Origin of the sequence: Acinetobacter sp. D009 (genome assembly GCF_038562025.1) — a bacterium.
Lineage (GTDB): Bacteria > Pseudomonadota > Gammaproteobacteria > Pseudomonadales > Moraxellaceae > Acinetobacter > Acinetobacter pittii.
This window is the reverse complement of record NZ_CP151886.1, coordinates 450,904-471,320: the sequence shown is the minus strand read 5'-3', so window position 1 is coordinate 471,320 and position 20,417 is coordinate 450,904. Positions and strand designations below refer to the sequence as shown.

The following is a 20,417-nucleotide window of genomic DNA, read 5'->3' as shown; positions in this document are numbered from 1 at the left end:
ATTTGCTTTAAAAGCATCCGTCTAGAGGATTCTCCCGTGCACGCACTAGAACAGAAAATCTTAACAGAAGGTATCGTTCTATCTGATCAAGTCTTGAAAGTCGACGCTTTCTTAAACCACCAAATTGATCCTGTATTAATGCAGCAGATTGGTAAAGAATTTGCCGCTCGCTTTAAAGATGCAGGGATTACCAAGATTATTACCATTGAAGCATCAGGTATTGCACCTGCAATCATGGCAGGTTTGGAACTTGGTGTACCTGTAATTTTTGCTCGCAAATATCAGTCATTGACCTTAAAAGATGACTTATATCGCTCTAAAGTATTTAGTTTTACTAAACAAACTGAAAGCACGATTGCGATTTCAAATAAACATCTTCATTCAACTGATAAAGCATTAGTTATTGATGACTTCTTGGCAAATGGTCAAGCAGCATTAGGGCTTATTGATTTAATTCATCAAGCAAATGCAGAAGTTGTAGGTGTGGGTATTGTGATTGAGAAATCATTCCAGCCAGGTCGTGATTTATTGCTTGAAAAAGGCTACCGCGTTGAATCATTAGCACGTGTTCACTCTCTTACAGATGGCAAAGTAACTTTTGTAAAAGAATAAAATGTACATCTAAAAAAGAGCGGATATCCGCTCTTTTTTATTTGCTCAAAATTAATCTAAAAGCTTTTTAGCAATCTCTCCTAAACGTTTGCCTTGCGCTTCACACAAAATCTTTTCATCCTGACTTAAGTTCTGGTCATGACGCGGTCCACTTACATGGCTTGCACCATAAGGTGTTCCACCTGTTTTAGTATTAGACAACGCTGGAATTGCATTAGGTAATCCCAAAATCATCATCCCATGATGGAATAACGGCGGTAACATAGTGAGTAAAGTGCTTTCTTGCCCACCATGCATTGAACCAGAAGAAGTAAAAACGCAAGCAGGTTTATTATGTAATGCTCCATTGAGCCAAAGACTCGTTGTTTGATCCCAAAAATATTTCATTTCACTTGCCATGTTGCCAAAGCGAGTTGGGGAACCTAACGCTAAACCTGCACAATTCGCTAGATCATCTAACGTACAGTAGATATCCCCTTCTTCCGGAATGCTTGGTTCGGCTATTGTGACAACGGGAGCAATATTTGACACTGTCCGAATTTTCACTGACATACCCGCAGACTCAACACCGTTGGCAATTAAATGAGCCATTTCTTTAGTAGAACCATATTTACTGTAATAGAGTACAAGAATGTAAGGTTGCATCGGTTTCATAAATTTTGTTAAAAAGAACACTATACGGGATTTTTTAATTTTTTGGCGCAACCAATTTTATGAAATTCTAGAGGTGATTGATGGTGCAGCACAAAAGATAACACGAGCAAATTTCTCGGACTCATCGAGTAAAAAGTTTATCTACCTTTGGTAAACCCTTGCTTAGACAACAGAAAGCCTACTTTGTTGAAAAAAGTTTATGGCTACAATTCTTTCTATAGCACATAGTAAACTTACAGAACGACTTTAATTCTATAAGTTATTATTTTGCTTTAATCTACGATTTGAGTACTTAAGCTCATACTTTGATAAGCTATCAATCGCCCAACATGATGATTAAAAAAATCGGGATAGACGACGCATGTTACAACGTTTTTTAAGTAAGCTTCCTTTTTATAATAAAACTTGGTTTCAGTTCGTTTTATATGTATTTAAGCGTTTTGAAGCTGATCGGTGCCGTGAACAAGCTGGCTCTCTCACCTATACAACGCTATTCGCAGTTGTGCCGATGTTAACGGTTTTTTTAGTAATTATTTCTTCAATCAAAGCATTAGAACCAGCAAGACAACAACTGCAACATTTAATCTATAGTAACTTTTTACCAAAAAGCACGATCGCATTTGATAAAGCGCTAAATGCTTTTACAGAAAAATCTAGCAACTTAACCGTTATTGGTGTGCTGTTTTTATTCGTTACTACTGTCTTAATGCTGACCTCAATTGAAACCGTCTTTAACCGTATTTGGCGTGTAAAAGAAACACGCAGTGGCATTATGGGTTTTATGCGTTATTGGACGATCATCTCTTTAGGTCCGATTATTTTAGGAAGTGCATTTGTTATTTCATCAACAGTTGCATCGATGAACTTATTAAGTAATAACTTCACAGGTTATCAACTTGATGGCGCATTTCTACTCTGGCTAATTTCTTTTGTACTCACAATTTTGGGTTTCTTCATTTTATATTGGACCATTCCCAATCGTACAGTCCCAGTTTATGCGGCAGGAATAGCGGCGTGTTTAAGTGCTGTACTGTTCGAAATACTCAAAAATTTCTTTAGCTTTGTGATGTCAAATTTCACTAGTTATGAAATTATTTATGGTGCATTTGCAGCAGTGCCAATTTTCCTTCTATGGATCTTTCTTTCATGGAACATTATTTTACTTGGTGTAGAAGTAAGTTTTGCTCTAACTGCTTTTCACTCGGGTAAAGAGCAGAAACGTCATCCTGTTTTAATGCTATTAGATATTCTCGAGCTGTTTTATAAAAAACAGAAACTCGGTGAAAGTGTAAGTGACAAAGAAGCTTTAGAAATTTTAGGTCGCGGTGAAATTGGCCGCTGGCCAGCTTATGTACTTTTACTTGAAGAGCAAAATTTGGTTAAACGTACCGATAAAGATGAATATGTTCTCGCGCGCAATTTATCCCAAGTTGACTTCTGGAGTTTTTTCACTGCTCTCCCATACCCTTTACCATTACGTGAAGATGTTCTAAATGTACACGATGACGATGAATGGATGGAAAAAATAGGACCAGCCTTGGTCGAATCTAATGATTATTTAGCAGCAAAACTTTCTATTCCGCTCTCAACAATTTTTGAAGAGAAATAAGAAAGTAAAACTATTTAACAGTATAGGCACTCTTTCCTACCCAATAAAAAACCCTATTATTAAAAAAATAATAGGGTTAAAAATTGGCAATTTTAGGAATGGGTTATGCTTTTACAAAAGTTTCCCATGCAAAATCTTGCGTTGCACCTTTTAATGTCATTTTCAACTGATCACCTGCATGTAATGGTCCAACCCCAGCAGGTGAACCTGTCATAATCACATCACCTGGTTCTAGTGTAAAAACCTGATTAATATCAGTTAAAAGTTCGCCAATAGTAAACATTAACAGTGCAGTATTACCATCTTGACGCAATTCATCATTAATATGGAAAGTGAATTTGGTCTCTTGCCAATTGGTAATTTCTTTTGTATCAACCCAGTCTGCCAAAACACAAGCACCATCAAAAGCTTTAGCTCGCTCCCATGGGTGGCCTTTACTTTTCAGATCATTCTGTAAGTCACGCATTGTTAAATCAAGACCTAAAGTTACTGCCCCAATCGCTTTTAAAGCTTTTTCAGGGTCAATTTCACCTTTCAAAGGTTGATCAATACGTAACACTAACTCACACTCAAAATGGCAACTGCCCCATGCTGGATTCCAAGAAATACCGTCATTTAAACCAATCAAGCTACTCGGTGGTTTAATAAATAATATAGGGCTGTCAGGCATAGCATTATTTAATTCTTTGACATGATCGGCGTAACTTCTGCCCACGCAAACGATTTTTGAAGGACGTGTATTCATGAGGCTTCCTTTGTTGTTGCGGCTAATAATTCCAATAATTTATTTCTTAAATGTATTTTCAAATATGGTTTGATCTGAAACCTGTGCAAATGCACGCTTTGGTACAATAATTACAGTTTTATTCTTTAGCTCAAGCATGTAGGTCAATTTACCTTTAGCAAAAGTTTGTACATCTGCATATTGCATCACTTGCTTACGACCATTGGCATAAAGCTCAAAGTAATCTTGATATAAGTCGATTCCCTGCTCACTCTTTCCAAACTGGTAACGAACAAATTGACGCTTAAATAACATAGGTAAAAGCCAGTAACGCATCAGGCCTTGCATCACCAGAAAAAATACGCCTAACCCGACATAATATCGTCCAACCCCAGAGAGACCTAAATAAAATCCCCAAATAATAATTGCAATACTAATTGCAGGTGTAAGAAAACGGGTAAATTGCTTTTTCCCAAATGTCACTAATGAAAACCCATCTTGTGACTCTTCTAAATTCAAATAGTAACGTAAAGATAAAGCTGTTTTTTGCTCAGTCATTGCACTGCATCAATACTCAATAAATCGAAACTATTAGAGCATATTCATTTCAGCTTTAAAATGAATCAAAGGCTATTTTTTATTTTGTTTAAAAGTAGAGCTTATGATGAGATTCGAAAATCAACTACGTTGCATATATAGAACGTAGATTCATATTTTTTGAGCTTATTTCAGTTTTTAAAATTTCTACAATAAGAGCATTACCTTCTTAGTGGAATGTCTCATGTCTTTCTTTGCAAAATTATTTGGCTTAAATCAAAAAGCAACAGTCTCAAAAGATGTGGTTACTCAAGCCACTCAAGAGTCCCCTCTTTTCAATCAGCCAAGCTTTTTAGAATTAATTAAAAAACGTCGTTCTATTTATTCGATCGGGAAAAACTTACAACATACTCCTTCGGAGATTGAAGGGTTAATTCAAGAAGCGGTCAAACATAGCCCTTCAGCATTTAACTCTCAGTCATCTCGCGTTGTAATTTTATTTAATGAGTCTCATCAAAATTTCTGGAATATTGTTTTAGATGTATTAAAAACTATTGTTCCTGCCGAAGCACTAGCGGGAACTGAACAAAAAATTCAAAGTTTTGCAGCGGGTGCTGGTACAGTTTTATTTTTTGAAGACCAAGATGTGATTAAAGGTCTACAAGAGCAATTTGAATTATATGCTGATAATTTCCCAGTCTGGTCTGAACACTCAACAGCAATTGCACAATTTGCAGTGTGGAATGTATTGGCTGAACAAGGTATTGGAGCTTCTTTACAACATTACAATCCAATTATCGATGAGAAAATTAATGCTGCTTTTGAAATTCCTGCTCAATGGAAACTAAGAGCCCAATTAGTATTTGGTTCAATTGAAGGCGAAGCAGGTGAAAAAGCTTTTATTGAAGACGAAAGCCGCTTTAAAACATTTGGCTAATTTTTTTCAACTACAAATCATTTAAGAGCTGGTTGCCATGAGCACTAGCTTTTAAATCGAACTAATAAAAAATAGGTACAAAAAAACCGCTATATATAGCGGTTAATTCTTCAAGTGGTGCGCTCAGAGAGATTCGAACTCCCGACCCCTTAGTTCGTAGCCAAGTGCTCTATCCAGCTGAGCTATGAGCGCGTACTTGATGTTGCGCATTATACGCATTTTTTAAGGCTTAGGAAGCCTTTTTTCATCTTTCTGTCATCAAACGTCTAGTTCTTAGCCATCACTCTAGTTTACACAGCTTTGTAGCTAAAATTATTGAAACTTTGCTCACCAAAGATGTATCTGAAATATTTTTTTTCAAATAAGTTTTATAGAGTTTTTGAAGCTTTTTGCCATCTATCTAGAAGATAAAGCCTACTGTTTTAGTCAACATTATATAAATAATATATTTCTGGTTGAACCTAACTATTATAAGACTGTTTGAAATTTAACTATGATAATGCTTCAAATAAGTGAAAATATGATTAAAAAAATAATTAGTTAAAATTATATAATATAAAAATTATTATTATTTTTATGTCTAAATTAAATAAATTATTATTTCTTTAAATATTATTTAATAACAAAAAATGTGACTAAAAATACACATTGACAGCTTTTGAGATCTAACCAATACTAAATCGCAATTATTGAGATACACATCTCATTAATTATAAAGCGCAATAAATAATACTTACTTAAAAATACAAAATTATATAGGAAATAGACCAACATGTTCTTACTAACAAACCTCGTATCTTCGATATCAAAAATTACTCAAGATTTGGGTAATATTGTATCGGTGAACACTACTGTAACTGGTAGCTCTTCAATTGAAGGCCAGATATCAACTTCTGGTTTACTTTCAGATACTCTATCTACAGTAACAAATACCCTTACAACAACCACAACAGGCCTTGTTTCTGATGCCGTTGGTACTGTTACTGGCAGTATCGGTTCTACAAGTCCTGTAGACACAGTAACTAATATTATTGGCGGAGTAACTGGCGGTATTGATCTTGGAACCTCTCCAATTGCTCCAGTTATTGACGTTGTTCAAGGTGGTATCGACATTCTTCAGGGTGTTGAAAGCCTAAAAACTGAAATCATCAACACAGGTATCGACACTGTTGCTGATACTATCATTGGTGTTCTTCCTCAAACTGAACACCCTGTTTCTGAAATTGCTGATCTTGGCACTCTAACTTTCGAAACTTCTCGTGACACAGTAAATGGCACGCTTGAAGTCATTTCTGATCTAGTGGGAGGAGACATTCAAGGCGCAACTGAGTCTGCTACTGGTGTCGTTGAAACATTAATCACTAATGGTACAACTGCTACAGGTATTGTTACTGACGTTGTCGGAAGCATTACAGACGTCGTTGGTGGTGTAACTGGTGGCGTTGATGGCAACCCGCTTGAAGTAATTACCGATATTATCGGCGGCGTAACTGGCGGTATCGGTGATGGCACATCTCCAATCGCTCCAGTGATTGATGTCGTTCAAGGCGGTATTGATATTCTACAAGGTGTAGAGAGCCTAAAAACTGAGATCATCAATACTGGTATCGACACTGTTGCTGATACTATTATTGGTATTCTTCCACAAACTGAATATCCTGTTTCAGACCTAGCAGATCTTGGCACTTTAACTTTCGAAACTTCTCGTGACACAGTAAACGGTGCACTTGAAGTTGTTTCTGATTTAGTTGGTGGTGATATCCAAGGTGCTACTGAATCTGCTACCGGTATTCTCGATACGCTAATTACAAATGGCACAACTGCTACTGGAATTATTAATAACATTATCGGCGGCGCAACAAGTGGTGATAGCCCACTTGGCGTGGTAACCGACATTATTGGTGGTGTAACTGGCGGTGTTAGTGGTAATCCTCTTGAAATCGTGACTGACATTATCGGCGGTGTAACTGGTGGTGTTGACGGTAACCCGCTTGAAGTAATTACTGACATTATCGGTGGCGTAACTGGTGGTGTTGATGGTAATCCACTTGAAGTAATTACTGACATTATTGGCGGTGTAACAGGTGGTGTTGACGGCAACCCGCTTGAAGTAATTACTGACATTATCGGTGGTGTAACTGGTGGTATCGGTGGTGGAACTTCTCCAATCTCTCCAGTGATTGACGTTGTTCAAGGCGGTATTGATATCCTTCAGGGGGTAGAAAGCCTAAAAACTGAAATTATCAACACTGGCATTGATACAGTTGCAGATACAATTATCAGTATTCTTCCACAAGCAGAACATCCTGTTTCTGAACTTGCTGATCTTGGTACTCTAACTTTCGAAACTTCTCGTGACACAGTAAATGGTACGCTTGAAGTCATTTCTGATCTAGTGGGTGGAGACATTCAAGGTGCTACTGAATCTGCTACTGGTGTTCTCGATACGCTAATTACAAATGGCACAACTGCTACTGGTTTAGTAACAGAAATCATTGGCGGATTGACAGGAACTATTGGTGGGGTAACTGGTGGGGATAGCTCACTAGGCTTAGTCACTGATTTACTTGGCGGTTTAACTGGTAGCGTAGATGGTGATAACCCTCTTGGCTTAGTGACCGACCTTCTAGGCGGCTTAACTGGTGGCGTTACTGGCGGTACAGACAACCCTATCGGCATCGTAACAGATATCGTGGGTAGCTTAACGGGCGGTGTGACTGGTGAAGGTGGATTAGATGTTATTTCTAATTTACTAGGCGGATTAACTGGTGGTAGCTTACTCGGTGGTGTAACGTCGACAGTATCAAGCGTAACTAATACAACGCATACTATCGTACCTACATCATTACTTACCGATAACTTCTTAGAAAACTCTTTCAATACTGTTTAATATAAGTCGTTAAAATAAAGCCACTTATTACAAGTGGCTTTATTTATTAATATATTTTTAAATATTAATTTACTTCTTCCCATCTATAATATTTCTTGTGAGCCAGCTCTAACATTGCATAATCATTAGGTGTATCACCATAAGCATAAATTGTAGAATACTGAGTTAAATCATAATTGTTTTTTATTCTATTTACTTTTTCTAAATAACCGCAATCACCATTAATAAAATCACCTGTTAAAATACCATCACGTATTTCAAGTTGATTACATATAACCTCTAAATCTAAAGATTGGCACCAGCTTTCTAAATAAACACCTAATGATGCAGATACAACCACAACCTGATCACCTTGTTGTTTATGCCAAAGAATACGCTCCAAAGCATTTTGACGCACACAGGTAGGAAGGATATTTTTAGCAAACTCTTGCCCCATATATTTTAGGGAAGCCGCATCATAGCCCACGTATCCCACCTGACAGAGTTTAGTTCGAATGGTTTTATCGGTTACCCATCCAAGCTTATAACCCGCTATATAAGGTGCAAGTCGAATACCACCTAGTATTTGAGTTTTTTTATTTAAAGAAAATTTAAGGAATAGGCTGAATGTATCGCTGTGAGTGATCGTGCCGTCAAAGTCAAATAAAGCTAAGTTCATTTATGATTATCTCTAATATAATTAAAAAGTTATAAATTTAGATTTTTTAAAGTACTAAAAAATAGGCACAAAAAAACCGCTATAAAAGCGGTTAATTCTTCAAGTTGGTGCGCTCAGAGAGATTCGAACTCCCGACCCCTTAGTTCGTAGCCAAGTGCTCTATCCAGCTGAGCTATGAGCGCGTAACTTGTGTGCCTTTCAGCGATTCGTTCTATTTTACTTGGTGCGCTCAGAGAGATTCGAACTCCCGACCCCTTAGTTCGTAGCCAAGTGCTCTATCCAGCTGAGCTATGAGCGCATTAAGTAAATGGCGGTGAGAGAGGGATTCGAACCCTCGATACCAGTAATAGGTATGCTTCCTTAGCAGGGAAGTGATTTCAGCCACTCATCCACCTCACCGGAACGAGCCGCCATAATACAAACTAAAACCCTATTGTTCAAGTCATCATAGTGAAATTTTCTTGTTTTTTAGTTCAATGAATTATTTTTTAAGCAATTTTCTCATTATTTTCGTCTTTTTCGATCAAACGCTTGTTAAGATAGATATTATTTCTTCATCAAAATACTGTAGTGCATAACACATTATTGCAAACCTAAACGTGCAGTTCGGGTCTGCATGACTTATGCTAAACTTATCTGCCAAGCGTGAAACCAAACGACATGACAAAAAACTGGGCTGACCCCGAAGCGAAAGCTGAAGCTGAACGTTATGACAATCCTATTCCAAGCCGTACTCTTATTTTAGATACATTGGAACAATTGCAGACACCGCAATCTCATGCAGAACTTGTCGATCATTTTAATATTCATGACCAAAAAAGTATTGAAGCACTCAGTCATCGCTTAAGTGCTATGGTTCGTGACGGTCAAATCATGAAAGACGGGTTTAAATTTCAGTTGGTGGCAGATCAACCGACCTATGAAGCAACTGTTTATATCAATAGTAAAGGTTTAGGCACAGCGCATATTGATGGTCAAAGTGACCTTTTACTTCCTGAACGTGAATTACGTTTAGTCTTTAATGGTGACCGAGTTAGAGTGCGACAGACTTCAGTTGATCGTAAAGGCAAACCTTGGGGATTTATCACAGAAGTTTTACAACATCGTGTTAAACAATTAATTGGTAAATTGTCGGTTCACGATGGCGAATATTTTATTCAGCCCAACAATCCAAATCAGCACCAGCCTATTCCTTTAGAAAAAGAACTGGTAACACATGCTGAAGCAAATGTTGGCGATATGCTACGTGTCGCAATAGACAGCTATCCGACTCGTGAAGAATTTGCGACGGCGCATATTATTCAATCTATGGCCGACAAAGCTGATACAGAAATTATTATTCCGCAGACTATTCTTGAGTTTGGCTTACCTTACGAATTTCCAGATGAAGTTATAAAAGAAGCTGAAAGCTTTAAAGAACCATCTGCTCAAGACCGTGAAGGCCGCATTGATTTACGAGATTTAGCATTAGTTACGATCGATGGTGAAGATGCTCGAGATTTTGATGATGCGGTTTATGCAGAAAAACGTCCAGGTGGCGGTTATCGTGTAGTTGTCGCAATTGCTGATGTTAGCCATTATGTACGCTTAGACTCAGCCCTCAATGAAGAAGCTGAGGAACGTGGTACTTCGGTATACTTCCCACATTTCGTATTACCGATGCTACCAGAGGCATTGTCAAATGGCTTATGCTCTCTAAACCCTCATGTAGACCGTTTATGTATGGTCTGTGACTTGAAACTCTCTCGTACAGGCCGTGTAACTGGTTACGATTTTTATCCATCAGTGATGCATTCAAAAGCACGTTTGACCTATACACAGGTAGCACAATATTTTGACGGCGCAACAGATGCGATTCCAAAAGATCGTGATGTTCATAAATCGTTAAATACGCTTTTCCAGCTTTATCAGATTTTGAAAAATTTACGTGCTGATCGTCATGCAATGGAATTTGAAACCATTGAAACTTACATGACTTTTGATGAGCTAGGCGGGATTAAAGAAATTTTGCCACGTACACGTAATGAAGCACATAAACTTATTGAAGAGTGCATGTTACTTGCTAACGTTGCTGCGGCTGAATATGCATTAGAACATGATGTTCCAATGTTGTATCGCGTGCATGAAGCTCCAGAGTTTTCACGTATTCAGAAAGTAAAAGACTTTGTTAAATTACTGGGTCTACCCTTCCCTGACCAACCAACTCAAGCAGACTATCAAAGAGTAATTGAAGCAACTAAAGATCGTATTGATGCTCCTAGTATTCATGCCGTCTTATTACGCTCAATGATGCAAGCTTATTATGGCGCAAAAAATGCAGGGCACTATGGTTTGGCTTATGAAGCTTATACGCATTTCACTTCGCCAATTCGTCGTTACCCAGACCTATTATTACACCGTGCCATTAAAGCTCACTTGAAACAAAAGCCTTATCCACTCTCTGGTGCTGCACTAGATGATGCAGGTGAACATTTCTCTCAAACCGAGCGCCGTGCTGATGAAGCTTCTCGTAGCGTAACAACTTGGTTGAAATGTCACTACATGCAGCAGCATCTAGGTGATGAATTCATTGGTATTGTAAGTGCGGTGACCGAATTTGGTTTATTCGTGACACTGAAAGATTTATATGTCGATGGTATGATTCATATTAGCCAACTCGGCGATGACTTCTTTATTTATGACCAAGCGAGTCAAAATCTAGTAGGTCAAAATCGTGGTCAAGTCTTTGGTTTAGGCGATGAAGTTAAAATTCAGGTTGCTGGTGTCAATCTGGAAGAACGTAAAATTGACTTTCAGCTCATTAAGCAAGTTACCCATGCAGGCCGAGTAGTTCGTAGCCGTGCGCCGCGTACGACTAAAACTACTACGCAGGCGACTGAAGAAGTTTTCAGTAAACCAACTGTCAGTAGTGATGGTGAGCGACCTGTTCACAAAAAGAAAGAAAAAAGTAAGCCAAGTTCTTACACCAAAAAATCTGGTAAGAAAACCTCAGCAAAAGCCGAGACTAAATCAGAAAAGGTGAAGAAAAAATCAAAGCCTAAAAAGAAAAAGTCGAATGCAAAATCAAAGGCTGAATAGTGAGTAAATAATTATCACACTTCAGAAATAAGTCTCCAATAGGAGGCTTATTTCTTTTTAAAAAGGGTTATTTTACACATTAAGCTTGATTTCCAGCCTGAGAGGACCTACATCTAATACCATGTTTAAAAAATAATGTGGCTATTAGCAATGACTTTACAGCAAGCGACTTTACCAACTCCGCGTTTTGACCAAATTGAATTAGAAAATTTAAAACAAGACATCCAGCAAGCGATCCAAGCAGGTCAGGAATTTTTAAATACTCTTACGGCTGCACCTACAGATGTAACTCAGCAACTTGCCGTACTTGAGCAAGTCGATACACTTGAAAATAATCTAAGTGAATCATGGGGCGTTTTATCGCATTTAAACGCGGTAATGAGCAATGCAGAAACGAGAGAAGTCTATCAATCTTTATTACCAGCATTAAGTGAATATTACACTCAGCTTGGTCAACACACGGCGCTTTATCAAACCTATCAACACATCCATGATGGTCAAGGTTATACCTCTCTTAGCCCTGCACAGCAAAGTGCTATCCGTCTAGCTTTACGTGACTTTAAACTTTCAGGTGTAGCCTTAGAGGGTGAAGAGAAAAAACGTTATGCAGAGATTTCTGCGCGTCTTTCACAGCTTTCTTCTGATTTTTCAAACCATGTACTTGATGCAACACAAGCTTACTTTAAACCACTTATCGAAGATCAGCTAAAAGGTCTTCCAGAAAGTAATATTGAGTTATTAAAACAGTACGGCAAACAACGTGAACTTGACCAAGCTGTAGCAACCCTAGATTTCCCAGCATATTTTGCAATCATGACTTATGCAGATGACCGTGTATTACGTGAAGAGCTTTATAGAGCTTATGTGACTCGTGCATCTGATCAGTCTGAACAAACTGAGTTTGATAACAGCAAAATTATGGAAGAAATTTTGAGTCTTCGTCAGGAAATGGCGAAACTACTTGGTTTCAATAACTATGCTGAATATTCTCTGGCAAGTAAAATGGCACCAGACGTAAAAACAGTACATGAGTTTTTGGTTGACCTAGCAGAGCATGCGCGTGCTCCTGCGCTTCAAGAAGTTGCCGAACTTCAAGATATTGCTAAACAAGATGGTGTTGATGAGCTTAAACCTTGGGATACAACTTACTATTCTGAAAAGCTGAAACAGCAACAATTCAACCTATCTCAAGAAGCTTTAAAACCTTATTTCCCTGCACCTAAAGTTGTTCAGGGATTATTCCAGATTGTGCAGCGTCTATACGGCATTAACATTATTGAAAGACAAGCACCTGTCTGGCATCCAGATGCACGTTATTTTGAATTAGAAGACCAAGGTCAAGTGATTGGTGGCTTCTTCTTTGACATCTATGCACGTACAGGCAAACGTGGTGGCGCATGGATGAACGGCTTCCGCTCGCGCATGCAAACACTTCATGGCTTACAAAAACCAATTTGCTATATGGTGTGTAACTTTACTCCTCCAGTAGGTGACCAACCTGCTTTATTGACTCATGACGAAGTGATTACTTTGTTCCATGAGTTCGGACATGGTTTACATCATATGTTGACCGAAGTAGATAATATCTCGGTTGCAGGAACTCATGGTGTTGCTTGGGATGCAGTAGAATTACCAAGCCAGTTTATGGAATTCTGGTCATGGGATAAAGAAAGCCTAGATGTATTAAGTGAACACATCGATAGTAAACAGACTTTGCCACAAGAATTACTAGATGCTTTATTAAATGCTCGATTCTTCCAATCTGGTATGCAAACTTTACGTCAGCTTGAATTTGCATTATTTGACTTGACCATTCACACCAAAACGCCAGCCCTTAACAGTGAGCAAATTCAGCAAACCTTAGACGATATTCGTAAGCAATATGCGGTCGTTCCTACTGTCGACTACAACCGTTTCCAAAATAGTTTTAGTCATATTTTTGCTGGCGGTTATGCCGCAGGTTATTACTCTTACAAATGGGCAGAAGTCTTAGCGAGCGATGCATTTGATCGTTTTGAAAATGAAGGCATTTTTAACACTCAAACGGGTAAAGAATTCCGTCAGGCAATTCTAGCTGTGGGTGGAAAAGACACTGCGCTTGAGGCATTTGTGAATTTCCGTGGACGCGAGCCTAAAATTGACGCATTGTTACGTCATCAAGGTTGGACGAATGACAACAAAACCGCTTAAACTATGGGCCTAAATTGATCGTGTGGTTAGGGTAATAAAGATGAAAAAACGTTTCATTGCTGGGGCAAAATGTCCAAAATGTGAAGCCATGGATCGGATTATCATGCTAACCACCGCAGAAGACGAATGGATTGAATGTATCGAATGCGGTTATAGCGAAAATCGTCCGACTCATGTTGATGAGCCTGAAACACCTGCTGAACCGGATGAAATTGGGGTAATACAGTTCAAGCCACGTCGTCCCGACTAAAGGTCTTAAACATGCCACTACAAAGAAAACAAAACTCAAAATTATTATGGATTTTAATTGGGGGCTTAAGCATTCTCGTAGTGCTTTTTTTTGCAGCGCAATGGTTTTTTAAAAAAACCGAGTCGTCAGCACCACTGGTTGATCCACAACCTGTCTCGACTCCTGCTCCTGCTAAACCGAAACCAGCTGAGCCATTACCAAGTTCTGAACCCTTAGCTGAAAATGCAAGCTCTCAGCAACTTGTCAGTGAAAATGTGCTTAAAGAGCCTGTCCCAGCACAAGAGTCTTTAGCAAAAGAAGAAGTATCTAAACTTGAAGATATTCATCGCCAGCTAAAAGATCAGGAAGCCACCTTAAAAGCTCAGCATGCAGATGCGGATCAACTAACTAAACTCAAAGAAGAACAAGTTAAATTGCTTGAAGCTCAGCTTAAACAGCAATAGTTTTTCAATGAACTCTTAAAAAAAGCTAAAGCTGTACATCTTTAGCTTTTTTAGCCGGATTTAAATAATTCTAATCATCTTTTTTTAAATTTACTTAGTCCACTGATTAAAAAAGCCCTCCATTTAGGAAGGCTTTTTTGTATAACCAATACTTTGATTTAAGTTATTTATACCAATCGAATAACTTAAATACATATGGCACATAAGTCACTAATACCAATGATGAGAACAAGACAATAATTGGTAGCAACCAGCGCTCATAACGGAAGTAGAAGCTTGTATATTTCTCTTTCGCTTCAGCATCAGCAGCATTCACTTCATCATCTCCGACGGACAACCGCGTAAGTAGATGGTTCAAGGCAACTGGTGGTGTTACGTAACCAAATTCGAATGCAACCAACACAATCATCCAGAAATGAATTGGATGGATACCATTTTCGTATGCTACAGGTGCAATAGTTGCAGCAACTAAAATTACAGCACCAAATGGATCTGTACACATACCAATAATGGCAAGTAATAGCGCAATACATGCAAGTGAAATGTAAATACTGCCCAAATGAGTCGGTAATAATTCGACCACTTCAGAGCGTTCAATTAAACCACCTACACTTGCAGACAATGCCATCAAGATAATTAAAGCACCGATATGACCTACAGTTTCTGAGGTCGCAAATCGAAGTGCTCCACCAAAACCAAGACGGTATTGAGAGCTATGCGGATCATGTGCACGCAAGAATGGTGATTTTTGTTCGTGTTCACGAACAATCGCTTCATGAATATTGATTGCAGGCGCTTCTTTGGTCGCAACCAATTTGTCGTACAAGATCATTGCGATCAGAACTAATGGCAAAATTACTGGTGCAGTAAACTCGTTCATTCCTGTATCTAATGCATATTTATAGATCGCAAGAACAACAGCAGTGATCAGAATGTATGGAATTACAGGTACAAAGGCACGCATCATGCCCGGAATCGCAACTTTTGGTGAATTCACACGGAATTTTTCTTCAGCTAAAAGTAGTGAAACACCCAAGAAAATAAATGCAGTTAACCAAAATACATAAATACCATGCCCAAATAGCTCATCCGACGTAACATGACGGCTATCAAGCATTGCAATTAAAACGACTAATAGACATGGACGTACAACTACCCCTAAAGAACCTGACATTGCAGACACAGCCAAAGCATATTGACGGCGAGCACCCGCATTCCAGACTTCTTTATAAATAATTGCACCTGCTGCGATAACGAAAATACCTGATGCACCTGTATAGGCTGTGGGTACAGCAGCAGCAATTAGAATTAACCAAGTTAAGGTTTCTGGCGCCAAGTTCCATGGACGAAGCACATTAAGGAACAAGTCCATAACGCGTGTTTGAGTTAAAAGCATACCTGCCCAAATAAACAAGGCAAGGTTTAAGAAAATACCCGAGAACTCAACCAATAAACCAAGGTAAATACCTTGCCCCATTGGGTAATCCATAAAGAATGTAAATACAATGCCTGTAATTAGGGCCATGTAAGCGTATAAAGGCACCGATAATAAGGCTAAGCCTATATTCCCACCTTCACGCTTTGGTAGAGGTGAAACAAATAATTGATAAAGACTAATTAAAGTCAGAACAACAAATAGAATCATCCAGATCCAGTAAATCGTTACTGTTTCATAGGTAGGTGTTACCCCAGAATTTATGACTGAACGATACTGACTAATGACAGAACAGCTAAGTAGTGCATTACCAATCAACATAAACAGAGAATACACTTTGTAATCTATTTTTGTTGCCGGATTACGCAAACCAATATGGTGATATTTCAACGATGCAGTAATCGCAGAAATCAGAACCATAAAGACTAGTAAAATGGCACGGTTTTCTGTACCAAATTTAAAAATACCAAAGAAACCTGTCTCGATAGCACGGTAAGTACGTACCCCTGGGTTAGCTTCGATATATTTAATAGTTTTATCATACGCCTGATATTTTTCATCACATTGTTGCTGCGCTGCGAGTAGTGATGCACGGACATCACTTTCCGATGCTGCACCAAAGAAACTCGCGAAATCATCAGACGCGTTCGCTTTCATTTGTTCTTTTACTTGAGCCTCGATATTTGGATGTCGATCACAAGTTGGCTTTTCAGGCTCAGCACGCAAAAAAGAATATTGCATACCTGTAGCAGGGTCGCCATATAGACGTTCCCCGATACGTAATAATTGTCCGTGGATCATTTCCCCGGTACCAATAATTAGCGTCATTAATAGCAGAATGAGGATGACGAATGTTGAGATCCATTCGTTCCAGATATAACCCAGCAGACCTAATCCAGATCTTTTTTCTTGATGTTCTTGCATAAATATTCCAATTTTGTTCTCTCAAGTCCCTAAAAATTAAAGAATTGAGTCATGCAATTTTTCTTGGTCAGGGGTTAAATCCATCCCCCTTCTACCAATCCCTTTATTCAACGATCAAATTTGCATCAAACTTTGTTAATAAAGAATGACTAAAATCTCTTTTTTAACAGTTTGTATTGTCAATGTTTCTTTTTTAATCTTTGAAAAAACCAATAGCATCCTCCAAAGATTGCGCCACCAATTGCTCCATATAGGTGAGCTTCAGTTAAAACTGGACTCCCTATTAACTGAGCGGTCCCTGTTTGCCCAAAAGTGTTTTCCCATATAAGTTTGGCAATAATTAACCCTAAAACCAGCAAAGCGAAATTTCGCTCTTTACGATATTGCAGATAGACCAAAGCAACCGCTGTATATAGCCCATGTAAGACACCAGATAGGCCCGCATAAGCTTCGATATAAGGTAAATAAAAGTAGAACACCAAACTAATAAAAGGTGGCAATAGCAAAAGTAGACTTAGAAGATGCCATGCTTTTGTATGCGGAAAGATAAAGGGTAAACAGGCAAATGCCATCATATTTAAAAGGAAATGAACCCATCCAACGTGTACCCAATGTGCAGTCCATAAACGCCAGAATTCGCCAAGTAAACTTTCGCGCCAATAAATAAAAGTATCGGGAAACACCTGTAGACAAGCAGATATGGAAATGCACACTGCGACCAAAAGCACTTTACTATTCAGTACATGATCCTTCATGGCACACTCCTTGAAATTAAACTTCTTACGATTATTGTAGAACTTAACAATAGACTCGCAAGAAGTTAGGCTTTCAAATATTCTTTACTGCGCTGCTGGTGGAGCAGATGAATCAGCAGGAACTTCAGAAGCGGCTCCCCCATCAAACAACTCATCTAGCTCTGCTGCACCTTCATTCTTATCATCCCAGAAATGAGACATACCATCATCTCCGGTACGTACACCAGTATGTTCAGTCCAGTAACGGTCAGAGATACCACGTACAATAAGGCCAGCCATACTATCGATTAACTTAAAGTTAGGATTAACAGGTTTGTCATCAGCTTGAGACGCAGCATAAGATCTTAATGCATCACGGATTTTTGCATCATCACCGCTTGCTTGCGCAGCTACGGCATATAAGGCATGAGATAGGCGAACACCTTTTTTCTCACCAATCTGAATTGACTGTTTTAAAGTTTGGTATGGATCAGGCTTCCCTTCATCAGCACCTGGCAATAAAGTCCAGATAACGGCACGCGTTGCGTTAGGTGCGCCCCAGAATTTTTCATTATCTAGACAAACCATGCCACGCTCTACAATAGCAGCGATATCTTTAGGAACATTGACTGCGCCGCCTGAGTTAATATCGTTGGTCACAGCCTGAAGACCACTGATCATGCCAAGTAAATAAACGGTTTGATCAGTATCATTACGCATTGTTGGGCAAGAGTCACCTAAGTGATATTTATATTTAGATTCCCAACGATCAGCAAATAATTTATAGCCTGTATACTGACGTTCAGCTGCAATTGCTGCCCAACGCTTCTGTGCAATACGTGCATCTTGGGCTTCTGTCACTTGACCTGCTTTTGAAGCACGTAAATAACGCAGTTCTTGTTCTAAAGCTTGATTTTCCGCACATACACCTGATGCTGCATACATTAATACTGCAACACGTGTCGGATCTGCACCCATCCCTTTAGTAGACATGATTGCAGGTGTTAACGCACTACCGGTATTACATACCATTTCAGCATCTTGCATTGCCAAAATAGGTGGAACGACGTGCTTTTCCGTAAAACCTAGAGCAACATTTGCTCCGGTTTTCACAACGTATGAACAACCTGATAAAACTGAAGCTGCAAGAAAACTCACCGCCAAACCTTGGCTTATTTTTTGGACTTTAGACATCTTCCTGTCCTCTATGTAATTTGTTTTTTCCTTTTCAGATGTACATTAGCAGATGCATATCTTGAATAAAAGAGTAATTACTCTAATTGTAGCGCTTATACTTTGACACACTTCACAGCAGATAAAATTGACAGTTTTTCGAGGAAACAGAAATTTTAGGCAAAAAAAAGTAGCATTGCGACGGTTCAGCACATGCTACTTATTAACTGGGATAAGCTTTTAACGGCTTATATTATTTTTGTTCTATATAATCCTTAAGTAAAGTTCCTGCTCTTCCTACTACTACAGCCATAACGACTGCAATTAACAGAAACATCCACATTGAAATCTCCATGAGAGACCTCCTTACTACAATCGCACCCAGTTATAAACTGGACACTTGATGAAATTAATCGATTAACCAATTTTAATAATTGACTGATCGACGACCTTGCATCCTCTGTCTCTTAACCTTGTTAAAACTAACTTTGTTAAGATGTTCCCTGAGTAAAGTTCCTGCTCTTCCTATCACCACTGCCAGAATTATGGCAATGACCAAGAACGACCATGTTGGCATCTCCATTTTGAGACCTCCGACACACTTTACGTTGGTGTTTGTACTTTAACCGATCAAATAGTTACCCATAGGTGAAATTGTCAGACAATTGTCTTTCCTTGGCTTTTTTCTATATTTTAATTAGACAATCCGAAGTTTAATGAAGAAAATAATTATTAAACTTTTGTTTTTTATAATTTTTAAATAAATATACAATTGTAGAATTGTCTAACAATTAATAAAGCTTTTCTAAAACTTTTAATCTTTTCCACTGCTGAATAGGAAGCTGATCGAACCAAACAATAGCTATGTTCGTAGGAGTTTTTTCAAGATAAATAACTACAAATAACTGATAATCAATTATTTTAGTAATTTCCGCGCGGTAAATTTCTTTTTCCGAAAAATATGCAACCGACCATAATTTTTGATCTAAATATTCAATTTGAGATATTTGTGCTTGCTTTAAAAAGAAAATAGAACCAATAAATAGAAGAACGGCAGCATATAGCCACCATATCGGTGTTAATAACTGATAAAGCAGGATGGCTAAACCCAAACCAACAAAAAGCTGAAATATTACCGAGACACGGCTATATTTCAGCTCAAAATTTAATTCTTTTATCAAAACAGTTTAGCCATGCACATACTGTTTTAGTTTATAAATAAATTCACGTAACTCAGTACGTGGAGGTTCAGAAACTTCCATGAACCAATCTAATAAATCCGGATCTTCTTGATCGACTAACTCTGCAAATAATGCTTTTTCTGCTGGATCAGCTTTTAAATAATAGTTTTTTACATACGGGTCAAAATAGACGTCAATTTCTTTTAAGCCGCGGCGTGCTCGATAAATTACTTTACGTTCTTCCAAGGTCATTTCGTCAGACATTTACGTCCCCATCTGTGTTGATAGTGCGCCTAGTTTACCTGATCACATCCTAAAGATCGCTAAAAATATCAAATTGACCAAATTTATCATCTTATCCGCATAATTGAGCATTCATCACATTGTT

18 protein-coding genes and 4 tRNA genes are annotated in these 20,417 nt (G+C 38.4%); 8 read left to right on the top strand and 14 right to left on the bottom strand.

Translation table 11 applies throughout. From position 1 onward, the window contains the following. The first annotated feature begins 36 nt into the window (after positions 1-36). Positions 37-612: a xanthine phosphoribosyltransferase gene (locus tag AAC388_RS02330; protein WP_002119547.1), complete on the top strand. Its 576-nt coding sequence runs from the start codon at positions 37-39 to the stop codon at positions 610-612. 51 nt (positions 613-663) lie between these two features. Here AAC388_RS02330 and wrbA read toward each other — a convergent pair whose 3' ends face one another. Next, a complete protein-coding gene (wrbA, locus tag AAC388_RS02325) occupies positions 664-1,266 on the bottom strand; it encodes an NAD(P)H:quinone oxidoreductase (RefSeq protein WP_342371140.1) in 603 nt (200 codons plus the stop codon). Positions 1,267-1,627: 361 nt separating this feature from the next. Here wrbA and AAC388_RS02320 point away from each other — a divergent pair, with 361 nt between their 5' ends. Then, positions 1,628-2,875 carry a YihY family inner membrane protein gene (locus AAC388_RS02320; protein ID WP_002119535.1) on the top strand — a complete coding sequence of 416 codons (1,248 nt, stop codon included), beginning with the start codon at positions 1,628-1,630 and terminating at the stop codon, positions 2,873-2,875. 103 nt (positions 2,876-2,978) lie between these two features. Here the strand turns inward: AAC388_RS02320 and AAC388_RS02315 are convergent, their stop codons facing one another. Together AAC388_RS02315 and AAC388_RS02310 are read right to left on the bottom strand one after the other, a co-directional pair. Beyond that, positions 2,979-3,620, bottom strand: coding sequence for a fumarylacetoacetate hydrolase family protein (locus AAC388_RS02315; RefSeq protein ID WP_342371139.1), 642 nt, complete (start codon positions 3,618-3,620; stop codon positions 2,979-2,981). Between the two features lie 39 nt (positions 3,621-3,659). Next, complete coding sequence (locus AAC388_RS02310; RefSeq protein ID WP_017400426.1) at positions 3,660-4,157, bottom strand: YcxB family protein; 498 nt, start codon at positions 4,155-4,157, stop codon at positions 3,660-3,662. Positions 4,158-4,380: 223 nt separating this feature from the next. Here AAC388_RS02310 and AAC388_RS02305 point away from each other — a divergent pair, with 223 nt between their 5' ends. Further along, positions 4,381-5,073 carry a nitroreductase family protein gene (locus AAC388_RS02305; RefSeq protein ID WP_342371138.1) on the top strand — a complete coding sequence of 231 codons (693 nt, stop codon included), beginning with the start codon at positions 4,381-4,383 and terminating at the stop codon, positions 5,071-5,073. A 115-nt stretch (positions 5,074-5,188) separates the two neighbouring features. Here AAC388_RS02305 and AAC388_RS02300 read toward each other — a convergent pair. Together AAC388_RS02300 and AAC388_RS02295 are read right to left on the bottom strand one after the other, a co-directional pair. Beyond that, positions 5,189-5,265 (bottom strand) — tRNA-Arg (locus AAC388_RS02300). Between the two features lie 88 nt (positions 5,266-5,353). Then, positions 5,354-5,473, bottom strand: a complete 120-nt coding sequence (locus AAC388_RS02295; RefSeq protein WP_228130857.1) for a hypothetical protein — start codon at positions 5,471-5,473, stop codon at positions 5,354-5,356. Positions 5,474-5,845: 372 nt separating this feature from the next. On the opposite strand from AAC388_RS02295, the gene AAC388_RS02290 reads away from it, so the two are divergent. Continuing rightward, positions 5,846-7,963, top strand: a complete 2,118-nt coding sequence (locus tag AAC388_RS02290; RefSeq protein ID WP_342371137.1) for a hypothetical protein — start codon at positions 5,846-5,848, stop codon at positions 7,961-7,963. Between the two features lie 64 nt (positions 7,964-8,027). Here AAC388_RS02290 and AAC388_RS02285 read toward each other — a convergent pair whose 3' ends face one another. The 4 genes from AAC388_RS02285 to AAC388_RS02270 all read right to left on the bottom strand — a co-directional run bounded on the left by AAC388_RS02285 (position 8,028) and on the right by AAC388_RS02270 (position 9,020). Beyond that, positions 8,028-8,621, bottom strand: a complete 594-nt coding sequence (locus tag AAC388_RS02285; protein WP_342371136.1) for an HAD-IB family hydrolase — start codon at positions 8,619-8,621, stop codon at positions 8,028-8,030. Positions 8,622-8,726: 105 nt separating this feature from the next. Further along, positions 8,727-8,803: transfer RNA gene (locus tag AAC388_RS02280), tRNA-Arg, on the bottom strand. Positions 8,804-8,842: 39 nt separating this feature from the next. After that, a tRNA-Arg gene (locus AAC388_RS02275) sits at positions 8,843-8,919 on the bottom strand. A 10-nt stretch (positions 8,920-8,929) separates the two neighbouring features. Then, positions 8,930-9,020 (bottom strand) — tRNA-Ser (locus AAC388_RS02270). Between the two features lie 261 nt (positions 9,021-9,281). Between AAC388_RS02270 and rnr the strand changes: the two genes are divergently transcribed. The 4 genes from rnr to AAC388_RS02250 all read left to right on the top strand — a co-directional run bounded on the left by rnr (position 9,282) and on the right by AAC388_RS02250 (position 14,582). Next, positions 9,282-11,699, top strand: coding sequence for a ribonuclease R (gene rnr / locus AAC388_RS02265; RefSeq protein ID WP_005078314.1), 2,418 nt, complete (start codon positions 9,282-9,284; stop codon positions 11,697-11,699). Between the two features lie 135 nt (positions 11,700-11,834). Then, positions 11,835-13,889: a M3 family metallopeptidase gene (locus AAC388_RS02260; protein ID WP_342371135.1), complete on the top strand. Its 2,055-nt coding sequence runs from the start codon at positions 11,835-11,837 to the stop codon at positions 13,887-13,889. A gap of 40 nt (positions 13,890-13,929) precedes the next feature. Then, positions 13,930-14,139, top strand: a complete 210-nt coding sequence (locus tag AAC388_RS02255; RefSeq protein WP_002117042.1) for a YheV family putative zinc ribbon protein — start codon at positions 13,930-13,932, stop codon at positions 14,137-14,139. A gap of 11 nt (positions 14,140-14,150) precedes the next feature. Beyond that, positions 14,151-14,582 carry a hypothetical protein gene (locus AAC388_RS02250; protein ID WP_005067294.1) on the top strand — a complete coding sequence of 144 codons (432 nt, stop codon included), beginning with the start codon at positions 14,151-14,153 and terminating at the stop codon, positions 14,580-14,582. A gap of 163 nt (positions 14,583-14,745) precedes the next feature. Here the strand turns inward: AAC388_RS02250 and AAC388_RS02245 are convergent, their stop codons facing one another. The 5 genes from AAC388_RS02245 to AAC388_RS02225 all read right to left on the bottom strand — a co-directional run bounded on the left by AAC388_RS02245 (position 14,746) and on the right by AAC388_RS02225 (position 20,293). Continuing rightward, complete coding sequence (locus AAC388_RS02245; RefSeq protein WP_342371134.1) at positions 14,746-16,941, bottom strand: TRAP transporter large permease subunit; 2,196 nt, start codon at positions 16,939-16,941, stop codon at positions 14,746-14,748. A gap of 179 nt (positions 16,942-17,120) precedes the next feature. Next, positions 17,121-17,696 (bottom strand): rhombosortase, encoded by a 576-nt coding sequence (gene rrtA, locus AAC388_RS02240; RefSeq protein ID WP_270906973.1) that lies wholly within the window; start codon positions 17,694-17,696, stop codon positions 17,121-17,123. An 84-nt stretch (positions 17,697-17,780) separates the two neighbouring features. Then, a complete protein-coding gene (locus AAC388_RS02235) occupies positions 17,781-18,869 on the bottom strand; it encodes a hypothetical protein (protein WP_014207738.1) in 1,089 nt (362 codons plus the stop codon). Between the two features lie 770 nt (positions 18,870-19,639). Further along, positions 19,640-20,029 (bottom strand): hypothetical protein, encoded by a 390-nt coding sequence (locus tag AAC388_RS02230; RefSeq protein WP_342371133.1) that lies wholly within the window; start codon positions 20,027-20,029, stop codon positions 19,640-19,642. Between the two features lie 6 nt (positions 20,030-20,035). Next, positions 20,036-20,293: a succinate dehydrogenase assembly factor 2 gene (locus tag AAC388_RS02225; protein ID WP_002117064.1), complete on the bottom strand. Its 258-nt coding sequence runs from the start codon at positions 20,291-20,293 to the stop codon at positions 20,036-20,038. Between the last annotated feature and the right edge of the window lie 124 nt (positions 20,294-20,417).

Bases quoted from the DNA above. Each gene is read 5' to 3' on its own strand.
- AAC388_RS02245 (WP_342371134.1), bottom strand. From the start codon at position 16,941: ATGCAAGAACATCAAGAAAAAAGATCTGGATTAGGTCTGCTGGGTTAT.
- rrtA (WP_270906973.1), bottom strand. From the start codon at position 17,696: ATGAAGGATCATGTACTGAATAGTAAAGTGCTTTTGGTCGCAGTGTGC.
- AAC388_RS02310 (WP_017400426.1), bottom strand. From the start codon at position 4,157: ATGACTGAGCAAAAAACAGCTTTATCTTTACGTTACTATTTGAATTTA.
- AAC388_RS02305 (WP_342371138.1), top strand. From the start codon at position 4,381: ATGTCTTTCTTTGCAAAATTATTTGGCTTAAATCAAAAAGCAACAGTC.
- AAC388_RS02315 (WP_342371139.1), bottom strand. From the start codon at position 3,620: ATGAATACACGTCCTTCAAAAATCGTTTGCGTGGGCAGAAGTTACGCC.
- AAC388_RS02320 (WP_002119535.1), top strand. From the start codon at position 1,628: ATGTTACAACGTTTTTTAAGTAAGCTTCCTTTTTATAATAAAACTTGG.
- rnr (WP_005078314.1), top strand. From the start codon at position 9,282: ATGACAAAAAACTGGGCTGACCCCGAAGCGAAAGCTGAAGCTGAACGT.
- AAC388_RS02250 (WP_005067294.1), top strand. From the start codon at position 14,151: ATGCCACTACAAAGAAAACAAAACTCAAAATTATTATGGATTTTAATT.
- AAC388_RS02235 (WP_014207738.1), bottom strand. From the start codon at position 18,869: ATGTCTAAAGTCCAAAAAATAAGCCAAGGTTTGGCGGTGAGTTTTCTT.
- AAC388_RS02255 (WP_002117042.1), top strand. From the start codon at position 13,930: ATGAAAAAACGTTTCATTGCTGGGGCAAAATGTCCAAAATGTGAAGCC.
- AAC388_RS02285 (WP_342371136.1), bottom strand. From the start codon at position 8,621: ATGAACTTAGCTTTATTTGACTTTGACGGCACGATCACTCACAGCGAT.
- wrbA (WP_342371140.1), bottom strand. From the start codon at position 1,266: ATGAAACCGATGCAACCTTACATTCTTGTACTCTATTACAGTAAATAT.
- AAC388_RS02260 (WP_342371135.1), top strand. From the start codon at position 11,835: ATGTGGCTATTAGCAATGACTTTACAGCAAGCGACTTTACCAACTCCG.
- AAC388_RS02290 (WP_342371137.1), top strand. From the start codon at position 5,846: ATGTTCTTACTAACAAACCTCGTATCTTCGATATCAAAAATTACTCAA.
- AAC388_RS02225 (WP_002117064.1), bottom strand. From the start codon at position 20,293: ATGTCTGACGAAATGACCTTGGAAGAACGTAAAGTAATTTATCGAGCA.